At 61.5% G+C, this 14,309-nt stretch carries 21 protein-coding genes and 1 tRNA gene; 21 read left to right on the plus strand and 1 reads right to left on the minus strand.

Features of this window, described 5'->3' with window-relative positions; translation table 11 throughout:
- The first annotated feature begins 159 nt into the window (after positions 1-159).
- The 21 genes from ACN20X_RS05035 (at position 160) to ACN20X_RS05135 (ending at position 13,909) form a co-directional block, all read left to right on the plus strand.
- Positions 160-468, plus strand: a complete 309-nt coding sequence (locus ACN20X_RS05035) for a DUF2160 domain-containing protein (protein WP_016449169.1) — start codon at positions 160-162, stop codon at positions 466-468.
- Between the two features lie 100 nt (positions 469-568).
- Complete coding sequence (locus tag ACN20X_RS05040; protein ID WP_016449170.1) at positions 569-2,302, plus strand: ABC transporter substrate-binding protein; 1,734 nt, start codon at positions 569-571, stop codon at positions 2,300-2,302.
- Positions 2,303-2,646: 344 nt separating this feature from the next.
- A complete protein-coding gene (locus tag ACN20X_RS05045; protein ID WP_016449171.1) occupies positions 2,647-4,236 on the plus strand; it encodes a glycerol-3-phosphate dehydrogenase/oxidase in 1,590 nt (529 codons plus the stop codon).
- Between the two features lie 678 nt (positions 4,237-4,914).
- Positions 4,915-5,283 carry a 50S ribosomal protein L14 gene (gene rplN / locus ACN20X_RS05050; RefSeq protein WP_016449173.1) on the plus strand — a complete coding sequence of 123 codons (369 nt, stop codon included), beginning with the start codon at positions 4,915-4,917 and terminating at the stop codon, positions 5,281-5,283.
- Positions 5,284-5,293: 10 nt separating this feature from the next.
- The gene (gene rplX / locus ACN20X_RS05055; protein ID WP_016449174.1) at positions 5,294-5,614 is read left to right on the plus strand and encodes a 50S ribosomal protein L24; all 321 of its coding nucleotides are present in this window, start codon (positions 5,294-5,296) and stop codon (positions 5,612-5,614) included.
- Positions 5,615-5,624: 10 nt separating this feature from the next.
- Positions 5,625-6,164: a 50S ribosomal protein L5 gene (gene rplE / locus ACN20X_RS05060; RefSeq protein ID WP_016449175.1), complete on the plus strand. Its 540-nt coding sequence runs from the start codon at positions 5,625-5,627 to the stop codon at positions 6,162-6,164.
- 8 nt (positions 6,165-6,172) lie between these two features.
- Entirely contained in the window at positions 6,173-6,478 is a 306-nt protein-coding gene (rpsN, locus tag ACN20X_RS05065; RefSeq protein ID WP_012202967.1) for a 30S ribosomal protein S14, read from the plus strand.
- Between the two features lie 20 nt (positions 6,479-6,498).
- A complete protein-coding gene (gene rpsH, locus ACN20X_RS05070; protein WP_016449176.1) occupies positions 6,499-6,894 on the plus strand; it encodes a 30S ribosomal protein S8 in 396 nt (131 codons plus the stop codon).
- A gap of 24 nt (positions 6,895-6,918) precedes the next feature.
- A complete protein-coding gene (gene rplF / locus ACN20X_RS05075; RefSeq protein WP_016449177.1) occupies positions 6,919-7,452 on the plus strand; it encodes a 50S ribosomal protein L6 in 534 nt (177 codons plus the stop codon).
- An 11-nt stretch (positions 7,453-7,463) separates the two neighbouring features.
- Complete coding sequence (rplR, locus tag ACN20X_RS05080) at positions 7,464-7,829, plus strand: 50S ribosomal protein L18 (RefSeq protein WP_012202970.1); 366 nt, start codon at positions 7,464-7,466, stop codon at positions 7,827-7,829.
- Positions 7,830-7,844: 15 nt separating this feature from the next.
- Complete coding sequence (gene rpsE / locus ACN20X_RS05085) at positions 7,845-8,366, plus strand: 30S ribosomal protein S5 (protein WP_016449178.1); 522 nt, start codon at positions 7,845-7,847, stop codon at positions 8,364-8,366.
- Positions 8,367-8,380: 14 nt separating this feature from the next.
- On the plus strand, positions 8,381-8,563 hold the full coding sequence (rpmD, locus tag ACN20X_RS05090; protein WP_012202972.1) for a 50S ribosomal protein L30: 183 nt from the start codon (positions 8,381-8,383) through the stop codon (positions 8,561-8,563).
- A gap of 11 nt (positions 8,564-8,574) precedes the next feature.
- Positions 8,575-9,006, plus strand: coding sequence for a 50S ribosomal protein L15 (rplO, locus tag ACN20X_RS05095; RefSeq protein ID WP_016449179.1), 432 nt, complete (start codon positions 8,575-8,577; stop codon positions 9,004-9,006).
- Between the two features lie 24 nt (positions 9,007-9,030).
- Positions 9,031-10,350: a preprotein translocase subunit SecY gene (gene secY / locus ACN20X_RS05100; RefSeq protein WP_012202974.1), complete on the plus strand. Its 1,320-nt coding sequence runs from the start codon at positions 9,031-9,033 to the stop codon at positions 10,348-10,350.
- A gap of 132 nt (positions 10,351-10,482) precedes the next feature.
- Positions 10,483-10,596, plus strand: a complete 114-nt coding sequence (gene rpmJ / locus ACN20X_RS05105; protein WP_003050535.1) for a 50S ribosomal protein L36 — start codon at positions 10,483-10,485, stop codon at positions 10,594-10,596.
- Between the two features lie 22 nt (positions 10,597-10,618).
- A complete protein-coding gene (gene rpsM, locus ACN20X_RS05110; protein WP_012202975.1) occupies positions 10,619-10,984 on the plus strand; it encodes a 30S ribosomal protein S13 in 366 nt (121 codons plus the stop codon).
- 18 nt (positions 10,985-11,002) lie between these two features.
- Positions 11,003-11,407, plus strand: coding sequence for a 30S ribosomal protein S11 (gene rpsK, locus ACN20X_RS05115; RefSeq protein ID WP_012202976.1), 405 nt, complete (start codon positions 11,003-11,005; stop codon positions 11,405-11,407).
- Positions 11,408-11,497: 90 nt separating this feature from the next.
- Positions 11,498-12,121 carry a 30S ribosomal protein S4 gene (gene rpsD, locus ACN20X_RS05120; RefSeq protein ID WP_012202977.1) on the plus strand — a complete coding sequence of 208 codons (624 nt, stop codon included), beginning with the start codon at positions 11,498-11,500 and terminating at the stop codon, positions 12,119-12,121.
- 112 nt (positions 12,122-12,233) lie between these two features.
- Positions 12,234-13,232: a DNA-directed RNA polymerase subunit alpha gene (locus tag ACN20X_RS05125; RefSeq protein ID WP_012202978.1), complete on the plus strand. Its 999-nt coding sequence runs from the start codon at positions 12,234-12,236 to the stop codon at positions 13,230-13,232.
- Between the two features lie 186 nt (positions 13,233-13,418).
- Positions 13,419-13,811 carry a 50S ribosomal protein L17 gene (gene rplQ, locus ACN20X_RS05130; RefSeq protein ID WP_012202979.1) on the plus strand — a complete coding sequence of 131 codons (393 nt, stop codon included), beginning with the start codon at positions 13,419-13,421 and terminating at the stop codon, positions 13,809-13,811.
- Positions 13,812-13,832: 21 nt separating this feature from the next.
- Positions 13,833-13,909 (plus strand) — tRNA-Met (locus ACN20X_RS05135).
- An 82-nt stretch (positions 13,910-13,991) separates the two neighbouring features.
- Here ACN20X_RS05135 and ACN20X_RS05140 read toward each other — a convergent pair.
- Positions 13,992-14,309 carry a hypothetical protein gene (locus tag ACN20X_RS05140; RefSeq protein ID WP_016449180.1) on the minus strand — a complete coding sequence of 106 codons (318 nt, stop codon included), beginning with the start codon at positions 14,307-14,309 and terminating at the stop codon, positions 13,992-13,994.

A 14,309-nucleotide genomic window follows, 5' to 3' on the forward strand; every position in this document is an offset into this window, starting at 1 on the left:
CTGAGCGGCTTACGCCGCTTCCCCCTCTCTACCCGCTTGCGCGGGGGAGGGGGACGACACCCTCGGGGCGGGGCGGCCCTTCCTCGGTGTCCCTGGGCTGGGCTCTGCCGGTTTCGAGAAGCTGCGGTATTGATGCTGGATTTCTGAAAGGACTCGTCAATGTTTTCCTGGATGGCCTGGACGCTGCCGGTGGCGGTGTTCTTCAGTTGCATCGTGCTGATGCTGGTGGGCATGACGCTGTGGGAGTTGCGCAGCCCGACCGTGATGCGCAAGGGCTGGCTGCCGATGGCGACGACGCGCGGGGACCGGCTGTTCATCGGGCTGCTGCTGGCGGCCTATGTCAATCTGGCCTGGGTGGGGCTGGGCGAGAAGATGGCGCAGTGGTTCTCGCTGGAGGCCGAGCCTTCGGTGTGGATCAGTTTCGTGCTGTCCATGCTCGTGCTGGCCGTCGTGATGCGCAAAGGCTGATCACTTCATTCCATTTATCGACAGCCGGGTCCGAAGCTCCCCCGGGGCCCGCTGGTGCATGTGCATGTCGGGGAGACAGCAAGAATCTAGGAGACGGCAGATGAAACAACGACTTCACACCATCGCCCTCGCGGCGGCCCTGCTGGCGGCGGGGCAGGCGGCCTGGGCCGGAGAGGCGGAAGCCAAGAAGTGGATCGACGCGGAGTTCCAGCCCAGCACGCTGTCCAAGGACCAGCAGATGGCCGAGATGAAGTGGTTCATCGAGGCGGCCAAGAAGCTGCAGGCCAAGGGCGTCAAGGAGATCGCCGTGGTCTCCGAGACCATCACCACGCACGAGTACGAGAGCAAGACGCTGGCCAAGGCCTTCACCGAGATCACGGGCATCACCGTCAAGCACGACCTGATCCAGGAAGGCGACGTGGTCGAGAAGCTGCAGACCTCGATGCAGTCGGGCAAGTCCATCTATGACGGCTGGATCTCCGACTCCGACCTGATCGGCACGCACTACCGCTACGGCCGCATCATGAGCCTGACCGACTACATGGCCGGCGCCGGCAAGGACTTCACCAATCCGGGCCTGGACATCAAGGACTTCATCGGCACCAGCTTCACCACCGCGCCCGACGGCAAGCTCTACCAGCTGCCCGACCAGCAGTTCGCCAACCTCTACTGGTTCCGCGCCGACCTCTTCGAGCGCAAGGACCTCAAGGACAAGTTCAAGGCCAAGTACGGCTACGAGCTGGGCGTGCCGCTGAACTGGAGCGCCTACGAGGACATCGCCGAGTTCTTCACCAACGACGTCAAGCAGATCGACGGCAAGCCTGTCTACGGCCACATGGACTACGGCAAGAAGGACCCCTCGCTGGGCTGGCGCTTCACCGATGCCTGGCTGTCCATGGCCGGCGCGGCCGACAAGGGCATTCCCAACGGCATGCCCGTCGATGAATGGGGCATCCGCGTGGCCGACGACAAGTGCACGCCCGTGGGCGCCTCTGTCTCGCGCGGGGGCGCCACCAACTCGCCGGCCGCCGTGTTCGCGCTCACCAAGTACGTGGACTGGATGAAGAAGTACGCGCCCAAGGAAGCCATGGGCATGACCTTCGGCGAGTCCGGCCCCGTGCCGGCCCAGGGCCATATCGCGCAGCAGATCTTCTGGTACACCGCCTTCACGGCCGACATGACCAAGCCCGGCCTGCCCGTGGTCAATGCCGACGGCACGCCCAAATGGCGCATGGCGCCCGGCCCCAACGGGCCGTACTGGAAGGACGGCATGCAAAACGGCTACCAGGACGTGGGCAGCTGGACCTTCTTCAAGGACCATGACGCCAACCGCACGGCCGCCGCCTGGCTCTACGCGCAGTTCGTCACCGCCAAGACCACCAGCCTCAAGAAGACCATCGTCGGCCTGACGCCCATCCGCGAAAGCGACATCCGCTCCAAGGCCATGACCGACATGGCGCCCAAGCTCGGCGGCCTGGTCGAGTTCTACCGCAGCCCCGCCCGCGTGGCCTGGACGCCCACCGGCAACAACGTGCCCGACTATCCCAAGCTGGCACAGCTGTGGTGGAAGAACGTGGCCCAGGCCGTCACCGGCGAGAAGACGCCCCAGGGCGCCATGGACAACCTGGCCGAGGAAATGGACCAGGTCATGGCCCGCCTGCAGCGCGCAGGCATGGCGCACTGCGCGCCCAAGCTCAACCCCAAGGGCGACCCGGCCAAGTGGCTCAGCGACAAGCAGGCGCCGTGGAAGAAGCTGGCCAATGAAAAGCCCAAGGGCGAGACGATTGCGTATGACACGCTGCTCAATGCCTGGAAAAACGGCAAGGTGCGTTAGCACCCCCTGAGGCGCTTGCGCGCCTTCCCCCTCTCTACTTGCTTCGCAAGGGAGGGGGACGACGCCCTCGCCGCGAGGCGGCTCTTGCTCGGCGTCCCTGAGTTGGGCCGTGTCGGCTTTGGACAACATGCCCTGTGCTGGTCTCCCGGCCTATCGCCAAATTCGTTGACTGCAAAAAACACGAAACGAAAGATAGCGAAGAAAAAAATACAAAAACGAGCGAAAATAGCGGAAAACCCGATTCCGTCCCCTTCGCATTGGGCGCAGGCGTGGCGTCCCGGGTGCTGACATGGCGGCTACATGGCGCCCTGTTAACTTGCCCCACATTCCTTCGTCGAAGATCCATGTCCCTCGCTGCTTCCCCTCTGCCCACCGGCCGCGCCGCCCTGCTGGAACGCCTAGCCCAGCCTGAAACCTACGATCTGGCCATCATCGGCGGCGGTGCCACCGGCCTGGGCGTGGCCCTGGACGCGGCGGCGCGCGGGTTCAAGGTCGTGCTGGTGGAGTCGCATGACTTCGCCAAGGGCACGTCCTCGCGTGCAACCAAGCTGGTCCATGGTGGCGTGCGCTACCTGGCCCAGGGCAACATCGCCCTGGTGCGCGAAGCGCTGCATGAGCGCACCACGCTGCTGCACAACGCGCCCCACCTGGCGCAGCCGCTGGCCTTTGTCATGCCGTCCTACAAGCTGCTGGACACGCCGTTCTACGGCATCGGCCTGAAGATGTATGACGCGCTGGCCGGCAAGGCAGGCCTGGGCGCCACCGAATTCCTCTCGCGCTCCAGCACCGTCAAGTGTTTGCCCACCGTGCGCCAGCAAGGCCTCAAGGGCGGCGTCAAATACTGGGACGGCCAGTTCGACGATGCCCGCCTGGCGCTGGCGCTGGCCCGCACGGCCGCTGCCAAAGGCGCGCTGCTGGTCAACTACTGCCCCGCACGTGAACTGCTGCACGAAGGCGGCAAGGTCGCCGGCCTGATCTGCGAAGACTCGGAATCCGGCCAGCGCTTCACGCTGCGCGCCAAGTGCGTGGTCAACGCCACCGGCCCCTGGGTGGACCTGTTTCGCCAGCAGGACGCCGAGGCCCAGGGCCGTCCCGTCAAGCCCATGGTCGCGCCCAGCCAGGGCGTGCACGTGGTCGTGGACCGCGACTTCCTGCCCAGCGACCATGCCCTGCTCGTGCCCAAGACGGCCGACGGCCGCGTGCTCTTTGCCGTGCCCTGGCTGGGCAAGGTCATCCTGGGCACCACCGACACGCCGCGCAACGACCTGGCGCGCGAACCCCTGCCTTTCCCCGAAGAACTGGACTTCATCCTCACCGAGGCAGGCCGCTACCTCACGCGCCAGCCCACGCTGGCCGACGTGCGCAGCATGTGGGTGGGCCTGCGCCCGCTGGTCAAGCCCCAGGACGACGATGGCGAAAACACCAAGAAGATCAGCCGCGAGCACACCGTCATGTCCAGCCGCACCGGCCTGGTGACCGTCACGGGCGGCAAGTGGACCACCTACCGCGCCATGGCCGAAGACGTGCTCTCCGAATGCTTTGCCATCGGCCGCCTGCCGCACCGCCCCGGGGGTGTCACGGCCCGCCTGCCGCTGGCCGGCGCCCCGGCCGAGTCCGCCGTGCACCACCGCATGAACCAGATCCAGGGCCTGCATTCCTACGGCACGGAAGCCTCGGCGGTGCAGGCGTTGCCGGGCAACGACGAATGGCTGGCCGACGGCCTGAACGAAGCCATGGTGCGCTTTGCCGCGCGCTTCGAATACGCGCGCACCGTGGAAGACGTGCTGGCGCGCCGCAGCCGCCTGCTGTTCCTCGATGCGCGCAAGGCCGCCGAAGTGGCCCCGCGCGTGGCGGCCATCCTCCAGGAGGAGCTGGGACACGACGCCGGCCTGGCGGACTTCATGCCGCTGGCGGCGCAGTACCTGCCTGCCTGATCCTGTCCATCTCCATGCACAACGCCCTGCAGCGCAGGGCGTTGTGCTTTCTGCGTAAGACGCTTGCGCCACGAATGATTGTCAAAATTGATGAATATATGTACTCGATTGGTTTTATGAATGAGAATGCGGTTCATGGCGCCCAGCTTCAGTGCCAGTGAACAGCAGCCAGCACAAGGCTGACGAGGGAGGGAAGCAAAAAGAAAGCGCTTGAAAGTGCGTTTTCCGCAGGGCAAGGGCCGCGCCCAAGCCCGACGCGGGGGCCCCAAAGCCGCTGCGCGGTCTGTGCCGTCGTCGGCGCGGTCCGTCCGCAGCCAACAATTGCGTTGAGTCTGCCACCCTTTGCCGAGCCCGCGTGGCTCGGCTTTTTTATGGGCGTCTCCGGTGGCATGGGCCGATCGGGAGGCCCGGGCGGCCCCTCGGTTGCCGGCGCCCTTGTGGGCGTTGCGCAACGCTGCCGGGCAGGGGCGGGAAAAGTCGCTAAGGGTTTGACGCGCAAAGGAATTTCTGGGACAATCCCATGCTTCACGTGAAAATCGTGAAGTTATCTGCCCAGTGGAAGCGCCGAGAAATGGTTTTCGGCGTGGACGACGGGCCCAAGACTGACTGGCTGCTCGCGGCCCTTGAGAAGACTCTGGGGCTGTCGGGTGTTTGCTGGAGCAAGTTGGGAATATTGAAATGATCCAAACAGAATCTCGGTTAGAGGTTGCCGACAACACCGGCGCGAAGTCTGTTCAGTGCATCAAGGTGCTGGGCGGTTCTCATCGTCGCTATGCGAGTGTTGGTGACATCATCAAGGTGAGCATCAAGGAAGCTGCACCGCGTGGACGCGTCAAAAAAGGCGAGGTCTACAGCGCGGTCGTGGTGCGCACGGCGAAGGGTATTCGCCGCGCTGATGGCTCGCTCGTCAAGTTCGACGGCAATGCCGCCGTGCTGCTGAACGCCAAGCTGGAGCCTATCGGCACCCGCATCTTTGGCCCCGTGACTCGTGAACTGCGCAACGAAAAGTTCATGAAGATCGTGTCCCTGGCACCTGAAGTTCTCTAAAGGAAGCACCATGAACAAGATTCGCAAGGGCGACCAAGTCATCGTGCTGACCGGCCGTGACAAGGGCAAGCAAGGCGTGGTCTCGGCTCGCAAGGACGACTCCCACCTGCTGATCGACGGCATCAACCTGGTGAAGAAGCACGTCAAGCCGAACCCCATGAAGGGCACCACCGGCGGCATCGTGGAAAAGGCCATGCCTATCCACCAATCCAACGTGGCCATCTTCAATGCAGCGACCGGCAAGGCCGATCGCGTGGGCATCAAGGTGCAAGCCGACGGCACGCGCGTTCGCGTGTTCAAGTCCAACGGCGCCGAAATCAAGGCGGCCTAAGGGGTAACACATGGCACGACTGCAAAAACTGTATCGCGAAAAGATCGCGGCTGAACTGAAGGAAAAGTTCGGCTACACCTCCACCATGGAAGTGCCCCGCCTGACCAAGATCACCCTGAACATGGGTGTGAGCGAAGCCGTGGCCGACAAGAAGGTGATGGACAACGCCGTGGCCGACCTGACCAAGATTGCTGGTCAGAAGCCCGTGGTGACCAAGGCCAAGAAGGCTATCGCCGGCTTCAAGATCCGCGAAGGCCAGGCCATCGGCTGCATGGTGACCCTGCGTGGCGTTCAGATGTATGAATTCCTGGATCGTTTCGTCACCGTGGCTCTGCCCCGCGTGCGTGACTTCCGTGGTATCTCCGGCCGTTCGTTCGACGGTCGCGGCAACTACAACGTCGGCGTCAAGGAACAGATCATCTTCCCCGAAATCGAGTACGACAAGGTGGACGCTCTGCGTGGTCTGAACATCAGCATCACGACTACGGCAAAGACCGACGACGAGTGCAAGGCACTGCTCGCCGCTTTCCGTTTCCCCTTCAAGAACTGAGGTGGCGCATGGCTAAAGTTGCATTGATTCAGCGCGAACTCAAGCGCGAAAAGCTGGCGGCCAAGTACGCTGCCAAGTACGCAGAACTGAAGGCAATCGCCGCTGACGCAAAGCGCAGCGACGAAGAGCGCGACGCCGCTCGCCTGGGCCTGCAGAAGCTGCCCCGTAACGCGAACCCCACTCGCCAGCGCAACCGCTGCGAGATCACGGGTCGTCCCCGTGGCACCTTCCGTCAATTCGGTCTGGGCCGCGCCAAGATCCGTGAACTGGCCTTCGCTGGCGACATCCCCGGTGTCACCAAGGCCAGCTGGTAAGCAAGCAGGAGAGATTAAACATGAGCATGAGTGATCCCATCGCTGACTTGCTGACCCGCATCCGCAATGCACAAATGGTCTCCAAGACCACCGTGACGGCTCCTTCCTCCAAGGTCAAGGTTGCCATCGCCCAGGTGCTGAAGGATGAAGGCTACATCGACGGCTTCCAAGTGAAGACCGACGCTGGCAAGTCCGAACTCGAAATTACCCTGAAGTACTACGCCGGCCGTCCGGTGATCGAGCGCATCGAGCGCGTGAGCCGTCCCGGCCTGCGCGTGTACAAGGGCCGCGACGCAATCCCCCAGGTCATGAACGGTCTGGGCGTGGCCATCGTCACCACTCCCAAGGGCGTGATGACGGATCGCAAGGCACGCGCCACCGGCGTGGGCGGCGAAGTGCTGTGCTACGTGGCCTAACGGACATTAAGGAGAAATACTGAAATGTCTCGCGTAGCAAAGACTCCCGTGGCCATCCCCGCAGGCGTGGATGTGTCCATCAAGGCTGACCAGATCAATGTGAAGGGCACCGGCGGCACGCTGTCGCTGGCCCAGAACGTTCTGGTGAAGATCTCCAACAACGAAGGCAAGCTGTCTTTCGAGCCCGTCAACGACTCGCGCGAAGCCAACGCCATGAGCGGCACCATGCGTCAGCTGGTGAACAACATGGTGGTGGGCGTGAGCAAGGGCTTCGAGAAGAAGCTGTCGCTGGTCGGCGTGGGCTTCAAGGCTTCGGCCTCTGGCGCCAAGCTGAACCTCGCGATCGGCTATTCGCACCCGGTGAACTTCGAAATGCCGGCCGGCATCACTGTTGCCACCCCCACGCCCACGGAAATCGTGGTCAAGGGTGCTGACCGCCAGGCCGTTGGCCAACTGGCTGCTGAGATCCGTGCCGTTCGTCCTCCCGAGCCCTACAAGGGCAAGGGCATCCGTTACTCGGATGAGAAGGTCGTGATCAAAGAGACCAAGAAGAAGTAAGGAGCTGCATTATGTTGACCAAGAAAGAGCAGCGTCTCCGTCGTGCCCGCCAGACCCGCATCCGCATTGCACAGCAAGGCGTGGCACGTCTGAGCGTGAACCGTACGAACCTCCACATCTACGCAAGCGTGGTGTCGGAAGACGGCACCAAGGTGCTGGCTTCGGCCTCGACTGCCGAAGCCGAAGTGCGCACCCAACTGGGCGCCATCGGCAAGGGTGGCAACGTGGCTGCCGCTACGCTGATCGGCAAGCGCATTGCCGAGAAGGCCAAGGCTGCAGGCGTGGAGAAAGTGGCTTTCGATCGCGCTGGTTTCGCATACCACGGCCGCGTGAAGGCTTTGGCAGAAGCCGCTCGTGAAGCCGGCCTGCAGTTCTAAGCGGAGCGGATAGAAATGGCAAAGTTTTCTCCCAAGGTGCAAGACGAAGGTCGTGACGACGGTCTGCGCGAAAAAATGATCGCGGTGAACCGCGTCACCAAGGTTGTGAAGGGCGGTCGTATCCTCGGCTTCGCTGCACTGACCGTGGTTGGCGACGGTGATGGCCGTGTTGGCATGGGCAAGGGCAAGTCCAAGGAAGTGCCTGCAGCCGTGCAAAAGGCGATGGAAGAATCCCGTCGCAACATGATCAAGGTGTCCCTGAAGAACGGCTCGATCCATCACACCGTGATGGGTCAGCATGGCGCAGCATCCGTGATGCTGAACCCCGCTCCCAAGGGTACCGGCATCATCGCCGGCGGCCCGATGCGCGCCGTCTTCGAAGTGCTGGGCATCACCGACATCGTGGCCAAGAGCCATGGCTCGTCGAATCCCTACAACATGGTCCGCGCGACTTTTGACGCTCTGAAGAACTCCACGACCCCTTCGGAAGTGGCAGCCAAGCGCGGCAAGTCGGTTGAAGACATCTTCACCGCCTGATCGGAGTCAATCACATGACAACGCAACAAACCGTGAAGGTGCAACTGGTGCGCAGCCCCATTGGCACCAAGGAATCGCACCGCGCCACCGTCCGTGGCCTGGGCCTGCGCAAGCTGAATAGCATCAGCGAACTGCAGGACACGCCTGCTGTGCGCGGCATGATCAACAAGATCAGCTATCTGGTCAAAGTCCTCTGAAAGGATTGATGATGGAACTCAATAGCATCAAGCCTGCAGCAGGTGCCAAGCATGCCAAGCGCCGTGTCGGCCGCGGCATCGGCTCCGGCCTGGGCAAGACTGCCGGCCGTGGTCACAAGGGCCAGAAGTCGCGTTCGGGTGGCTACCACAAGGTGGGCTTCGAAGGCGGTCAAATGCCTCTGCAGCGCCGTCTGCCCAAGCGTGGCTTCAAGTCGCATCTGCTGAAGTTCAACGCAGAAGTGACCCTGTCCGCTCTGGAACAGCTGGGCCTGGCCGAAGTCGATCTGGCAGCTCTGAAGCAAGCCGGTCTGGTTGGTGAAATCGCAAAGGTGGTCAAGATCATCAAGAGCGGTGAAATCAGCAAGGCTGTCAAGCTCAACGGCATCGGCGCTACCGCCGGCGCCAAGGCTGCCATCGAAGCTGCCGGCGGCAGCATCGCCTGATTAATGATCTGAAAGAAGACATCCGTGGCTACTAGCGCAGCTCAAATTGCAAAAACCGGAAAATTCGGCGATCTTCGCCGCCGTCTGGTTTTTCTGTTGCTCGCGCTGGTCGTTTACCGCATCGGGGCTCATATCCCCGTGCCGGGCATCGATCCAGCGCAGCTGCAGCAGCTGTTCAATGGCCAGCAGGGCGGCATTCTCAATCTGTTCAACATGTTCTCGGGTGGGGCGCTGTCGCGCTTCACGGTGTTCGCACTGGGGATCATGCCGTACATCTCGGCATCGATCATCATGCAGCTCATGACCTACGTGGTCCCTACATTCGAGCAGCTGAAAAAGGAAGGTGAATCGGGTCGTCGCAAGATCACCCAGTACACCCGCTATGGCACTCTGGGCCTGGCGATTTTTCAGTCCCTGGGAATTGCCGTGGCTCTGGAAAGCTCCGCAGGTCTGGTTCTGAGCCCCGGTTTCGGCTTCCGCCTCACGGCGGTGGTCAGCCTGACGGCCGGCACCATGTTCCTGATGTGGCTCGGTGAACAGATCACGGAACGTGGTCTGGGCAACGGCATCTCGATCCTCATCTTTGGAGGTATCGCCGCAGGTCTGCCGAGCTCCATCGGTGGTCTGCTGGAGCTGGTGCGCACCGGTGCCATGAGCATCCTGGCCGCGATCTTCATCGTTCTCGTGGTGGCAGCCGTGACGTACTTCGTCGTGTTTGTCGAGCGGGGACAGCGCAAGATCCTGGTGAACTATGCGCGTCGTCAGGTGGGTAACAAGGTGTATGGCGGTCAGTCTTCGCACTTGCCGCTGAAGCTGAACATGGCGGGGGTCATTCCTCCCATCTTCGCTTCCTCGATCATCTTGCTGCCGGCGACCGTTGTGAACTGGTTCAGTGCAGGGGAATCCATGCGCTGGCTGAAGGACATTGCTAGCACGCTGACCCCCGGTCAGCCGATCTATGTGATGCTCTACGCCACCGCCATCATCTTCTTCTGCTTCTTCTACACGGCCCTGGTGTTCAACAGCCGGGAAACCGCCGACAACCTGAAGAAGAGTGGTGCCTTCATCCCCGGGATCCGTCCCGGTGACCAGACGGCCCGCTACATTGACAAGATCCTGGTTCGCCTGACCCTGGCTGGTGCGGTGTACATCACATTCGTGTGCTTGTTGCCCGAGTTCCTGATCCTGAAGTACAACGTCCCGTTCTACTTCGGTGGTACATCACTGCTGATTATTGTGGTGGTGACCATGGACTTCATGGCCCAGGTGCAGAACTACATGATGTCGCAACAGTACGAATCGCTCCTCAAAAAGGCGAACTTCAAAGCGACACTTGGCAATTGAACTAAGTGATGGGCCTGGCCGGCGGTGCCGGCGGGTCCAGTAAGAGTTAGTAGACGCCCATTCGATCTATCCATCGCGGGCATGTTTCCCGGTCGATAGGCCGTAACGGATGTAGAGTTTTAGGAGAATGAAATGAGAGTTTCGGCTTCGGTCAAAAAAATCTGCCGTAACTGCAAGATCATCCGCCGCAAGGGTGTGGTGCGAGTGATCTGCACGGACCAGCGCCACAAGCAGCGCCAGGGTTGATAGGAAAGTTTGAGGACGAATAATGGCACGTATCGCTGGCATTAACATCCCGCCGCATCAGCACGCTGAAATCGGCCTGACCGCTATCTATGGGATCGGTCGCACCACTGCACGCAAGATCTGCGAAGCCGCTGGCATCGCATATTCCAAGAAAATCAAGGAACTGACTGACGGCGATCTGGAAAAGATCCGCGATCAGCTGACTTCCCTGACGCTGGAAGGTGATCTGCGTCGCGAAACAACGATGAACATCAAGCGTTTGATGGACATCGGTTGCTATCGCGGTTTCCGTCATCGTCGTGGCCTGCCCATGCGTGGTCAGCGTACCCGCACGAATGCACGTACCCGCAAGGGTCCGCGCAAGGGTGCCGCGGCTTTGAAGAAATAAAGAGATTGAAAGATCACTATGGCTAAGTCTCCCGCAAACAACGCTGCACAGCGCGTTCGCAAGAAAGTCCGTAAGAACATTTCGGACGGCATTGCCCACGTGCACGCTTCGTTCAACAACACGATCATCACCATCACCGACCGCCAAGGCAACGCTCTGTCGTGGGCCTCCTCGGGTGGCCAGGGCTTCAAGGGTTCGCGCAAGTCGACTCCCTTCGCTGCCCAGGTGGCTTCGGAAGTGGCTGGTCGTGCTGCCATCGAACAGGGCATCAAGAACCTGGACGTCGAAATCAAGGGTCCCGGTCCCGGCCGTGAATCCTCGGTTCGCGCCCTGGGCGCCCTGGGCATCCGCATCACTTCCATCGCGGACGTGACGCCGGTTCCCCACAACGGCTGCCGCCCTCAAAAGCGCCGTCGTATCTAAGCTTTTTCACCAAGCCCACCGCCGCCCAGATGTGTAACATCGCGGGCGGCTCCCGTGCTTGTGCACGGCAGATGACACAAAGGAAATCAAGTGGCACGCTATATCGGCCCCAAGGCCAAACTCTCCCGCCGTGAAGGCACTGACCTGTTCCTGAAGAGCGCACGTCGCTCGATCGCCGACAAGTCCAAGTTCGACACCAAGCCCGGTCAGCACGGCCGCACTTCCGGTCAGCGTACTTCCGACTTCGGCCTGCAGCTGCGTGAAAAGCAGAAGGTCAAGCGCATGTACGGCGTGCTGGAAAAGCAATTCCGCCGCTACTTCGAAGCCGCCGACAAGAAGAAGGGCAACACCGGTGCCAATCTGCTGTCGCTGCTGGAGTCGCGTCTGGACAACGTGGTGTACCGCATGGGCTTCGGCTCGACCCGCTCGGAAGCGCGTCAGCTGGTGTCGCACAAGGCCATCACGGTCAACGGCCAATCCGTCAACATCCCTTCCTACATGGTGAAGGTGGGTGACGTGGTCGCCGTGCGTGAAAAGTCCAAGAAGCAGGCCCGCATCGTCGAAGCCCTGCAACTGGCTGGTCAAGTCGGTTTCCCCGCATGGGTGGAAGTGTCGGCCGACAAGGCTGAAGGCACGTTCAAGAAGTCGCCTGACCGCGACGAGTTCGGTGCAGACATCAACGAATCCCTGATCGTTGAGTTGTACTCGCGTTAATTCCGCGCAGCGACATTTCTGTAAAACCGTCCCCCAGCCGCGAGGCATCGCGCTGGGGTGCTTCACCAGCCTTACCGGTGTAACGAGCCGGGGGTATTGAGAGGAAGTCTGCATGCAAACCAATTTGCTGAAGCCCAAGACGATCAATGTCGAGCAGCTTGGCCACAATCGCGCCAAAGTTGTTCTGGAGCCGTTTGAGCGTGGCTACGGCCATACGCTGGGCAATGCCCTGCGCCGTGTCCTGCTCTCGTCCATGGTGGGTTACGCAGCGACGGAAGTGACGATTGCTGGTGTGTTGCACGAGTACTCGTCCATTGACGGTGTCCAGGAAGATGTGGTCAACATCCTGCTGAACCTCAAGGGTGTGGTGTTCAAGCTGCACAACCGCGACGAGGTCACGCTCTCCCTGCGCAAGGATGGCGAAGGCGTCGTGACGGCGCGCGACATCCAGACGCCCCACGACGTGGAAATCATCAACCCTGATCATGTCATCGCCAACCTGTCGCAAGGCGGCAAGCTGGACATGCAGATCAAGGTCGAGAAGGGCCGCGGCTATGTGCCCGGCAATGTGCGCCGCTATGGCGACGAGTCCACGAAGTCGATCGGCCGTATCGTGCTGGACGCTTCGTTCTCGCCCGTCAAGCGCGTGAGCTACGCCGTCGAATCGGCCCGCGTTGAACAACGCACCGACCTCGACAAGCTGGTGGTGGAGATCGAAACCAATGGTGCGATCACTGCCGAGGACGCCGTGCGCGCCTCCGCCAAGATCCTGGTGGAACAGCTCGCCGTGTTCGCTCAGCTGGACGGCGGCGATATCGCCAGCGTCTTCGATGCTCCGGCCGGTGGCCGTGGTGCCGCAACCGCCTTTGATCCCATCTTGCTGCGTCCCGTGGACGAGCTGGAACTCACCGTGCGTTCGGCCAACTGCCTCAAGGCAGAGAACATCTACTACATCGGCGACCTGATCCAGCGTACCGAAAACGAGCTGCTCAAGACCCCCAACCTGGGTCGCAAGTCGCTCAACGAGATCAAGGAAGTCCTGGCTTCCCGCGGTCTGACGCTGGGCATGAAGCTGGAGAACTGGCCGCCTGCTGGCCTGGAAAAGCGCTAAGCACTATAATTGCTGGCTCTCCTTTTTGGAGAGCCTCAGTGCCTCGGGCAGTACCTGATACGGCTGCCCGAATTAATCAACAACTTGCGCAAATTCGGTTGAGGCAAGCTGCAGATCCGGTAACGGGTCCAGGCTTGCATCCTTGTTTGCGCAAGCCCTAATTACATATTTTAGGAATAAAGCACCATGCGTCACGGTCACGGCCTCCGCAAACTCAATCGCACCTCTTCGCACCGCCTGGCGATGCTGAAGAACATGATGAATTCGCTCATCGAGCACGAAGCCATCAAGACCACCGTTCCCAAGGCCAAGGAACTGCGCCGCGTGATCGAGCCCATGATCACCCTGGCCAAGGTCGACACCGTTGCCAACCGCCGTCTGGCATTCGACCGCCTGCGCGACCGCGACAGCGTGACCAAGCTCTTCAACGAGCTGGGCCCCCGCTTCGCAAAGCGTCCTGGTGGCTACACCCGTATCCTGAAGATGGGCTTCCGCGTGGGCGACAACGCCCCCATGGCCTTCGTGGAACTGGTCGAGCGCGCTGAAGAAGGCGCCGCCGAAGCCAAGGCAGCTGAATAATCTGCTATAATTTTGGAATACCGCGCGATGGAGCAGTCTGGTAGCTCGTTGGGCTCATAACCCAAAGGTCGGAGGTTCAAATCCTTCTCGCGCAACCAAATTGAAAAGGGCTACGACAACTGTCGTAGCCCTTTTTTCATGCCCTCGCGCCAGGGCAAAGGCCAGGCAGACAGCCCGGCATCAGCCGCCCAGCTGGTTGCCGATGCGCTGGCCCAGCCGCAGGCGCACGCGGTGGGCGATTTCCTGGGCGGCATCGGGGCTGAGCACCTCGCTGATGTGCAGCAGCTCGGTGTAGTGCATGTACAAGAGGCCGCGCAGGGTCTTGAAAGCGGCCTCGTGGTCGCCGCCGCAGACGCTGGCGTCATCGGCCAGCACGCGCTCCACCACGCCGGCCTGCAGCAGCGGGATCTTGCAGATGACGGCGTGGCGGGCGATCTCCAGGTCGATCTCCTGGAGCCGGCATTCCCATTCCTCGGGCAAGAATCGGTTGGCTGGCAT

It is taken from the genome of Delftia sp. PX-1 (genome assembly GCF_055797465.1).

Excerpts from the sequence above, each read along its gene's own strand:
- ACN20X_RS05035 (WP_016449169.1), top strand. The coding sequence starts at position 160 with ATGTTTTCCTGGATGGCCTGGACGCTGCCGGTGGCGGTGTTCTTCAGT.
- ACN20X_RS05040 (WP_016449170.1), top strand. The coding sequence starts at position 569 with ATGAAACAACGACTTCACACCATCGCCCTCGCGGCGGCCCTGCTGGCG.
- ACN20X_RS05045 (WP_016449171.1), top strand. The coding sequence starts at position 2,647 with ATGTCCCTCGCTGCTTCCCCTCTGCCCACCGGCCGCGCCGCCCTGCTG.
- rplN (WP_016449173.1), top strand. The coding sequence starts at position 4,915 with ATGATCCAAACAGAATCTCGGTTAGAGGTTGCCGACAACACCGGCGCG.
- rplX (WP_016449174.1), top strand. The coding sequence starts at position 5,294 with ATGAACAAGATTCGCAAGGGCGACCAAGTCATCGTGCTGACCGGCCGT.
- rplE (WP_016449175.1), top strand. The coding sequence starts at position 5,625 with ATGGCACGACTGCAAAAACTGTATCGCGAAAAGATCGCGGCTGAACTG.
- rpsN (WP_012202967.1), top strand. The coding sequence starts at position 6,173 with ATGGCTAAAGTTGCATTGATTCAGCGCGAACTCAAGCGCGAAAAGCTG.
- rpsH (WP_016449176.1), top strand. The coding sequence starts at position 6,499 with ATGAGCATGAGTGATCCCATCGCTGACTTGCTGACCCGCATCCGCAAT.
- rplF (WP_016449177.1), top strand. The coding sequence starts at position 6,919 with ATGTCTCGCGTAGCAAAGACTCCCGTGGCCATCCCCGCAGGCGTGGAT.
- rplR (WP_012202970.1), top strand. The coding sequence starts at position 7,464 with ATGTTGACCAAGAAAGAGCAGCGTCTCCGTCGTGCCCGCCAGACCCGC.
- rpsE (WP_016449178.1), top strand. The coding sequence starts at position 7,845 with ATGGCAAAGTTTTCTCCCAAGGTGCAAGACGAAGGTCGTGACGACGGT.
- rpmD (WP_012202972.1), top strand. The coding sequence starts at position 8,381 with ATGACAACGCAACAAACCGTGAAGGTGCAACTGGTGCGCAGCCCCATT.
- rplO (WP_016449179.1), top strand. The coding sequence starts at position 8,575 with ATGGAACTCAATAGCATCAAGCCTGCAGCAGGTGCCAAGCATGCCAAG.
- rpmJ (WP_003050535.1), top strand. The coding sequence starts at position 10,483 with ATGAGAGTTTCGGCTTCGGTCAAAAAAATCTGCCGTAACTGCAAGATC.
- rpsM (WP_012202975.1), top strand. The coding sequence starts at position 10,619 with ATGGCACGTATCGCTGGCATTAACATCCCGCCGCATCAGCACGCTGAA.
- rpsK (WP_012202976.1), top strand. The coding sequence starts at position 11,003 with ATGGCTAAGTCTCCCGCAAACAACGCTGCACAGCGCGTTCGCAAGAAA.
- ACN20X_RS05125 (WP_012202978.1), top strand. The coding sequence starts at position 12,234 with ATGCAAACCAATTTGCTGAAGCCCAAGACGATCAATGTCGAGCAGCTT.
- rplQ (WP_012202979.1), top strand. The coding sequence starts at position 13,419 with ATGCGTCACGGTCACGGCCTCCGCAAACTCAATCGCACCTCTTCGCAC.
- ACN20X_RS05140 (WP_016449180.1), bottom strand. The coding sequence starts at position 14,309 with ATGCCAGCCAACCGATTCTTGCCCGAGGAATGGGAATGCCGGCTCCAG.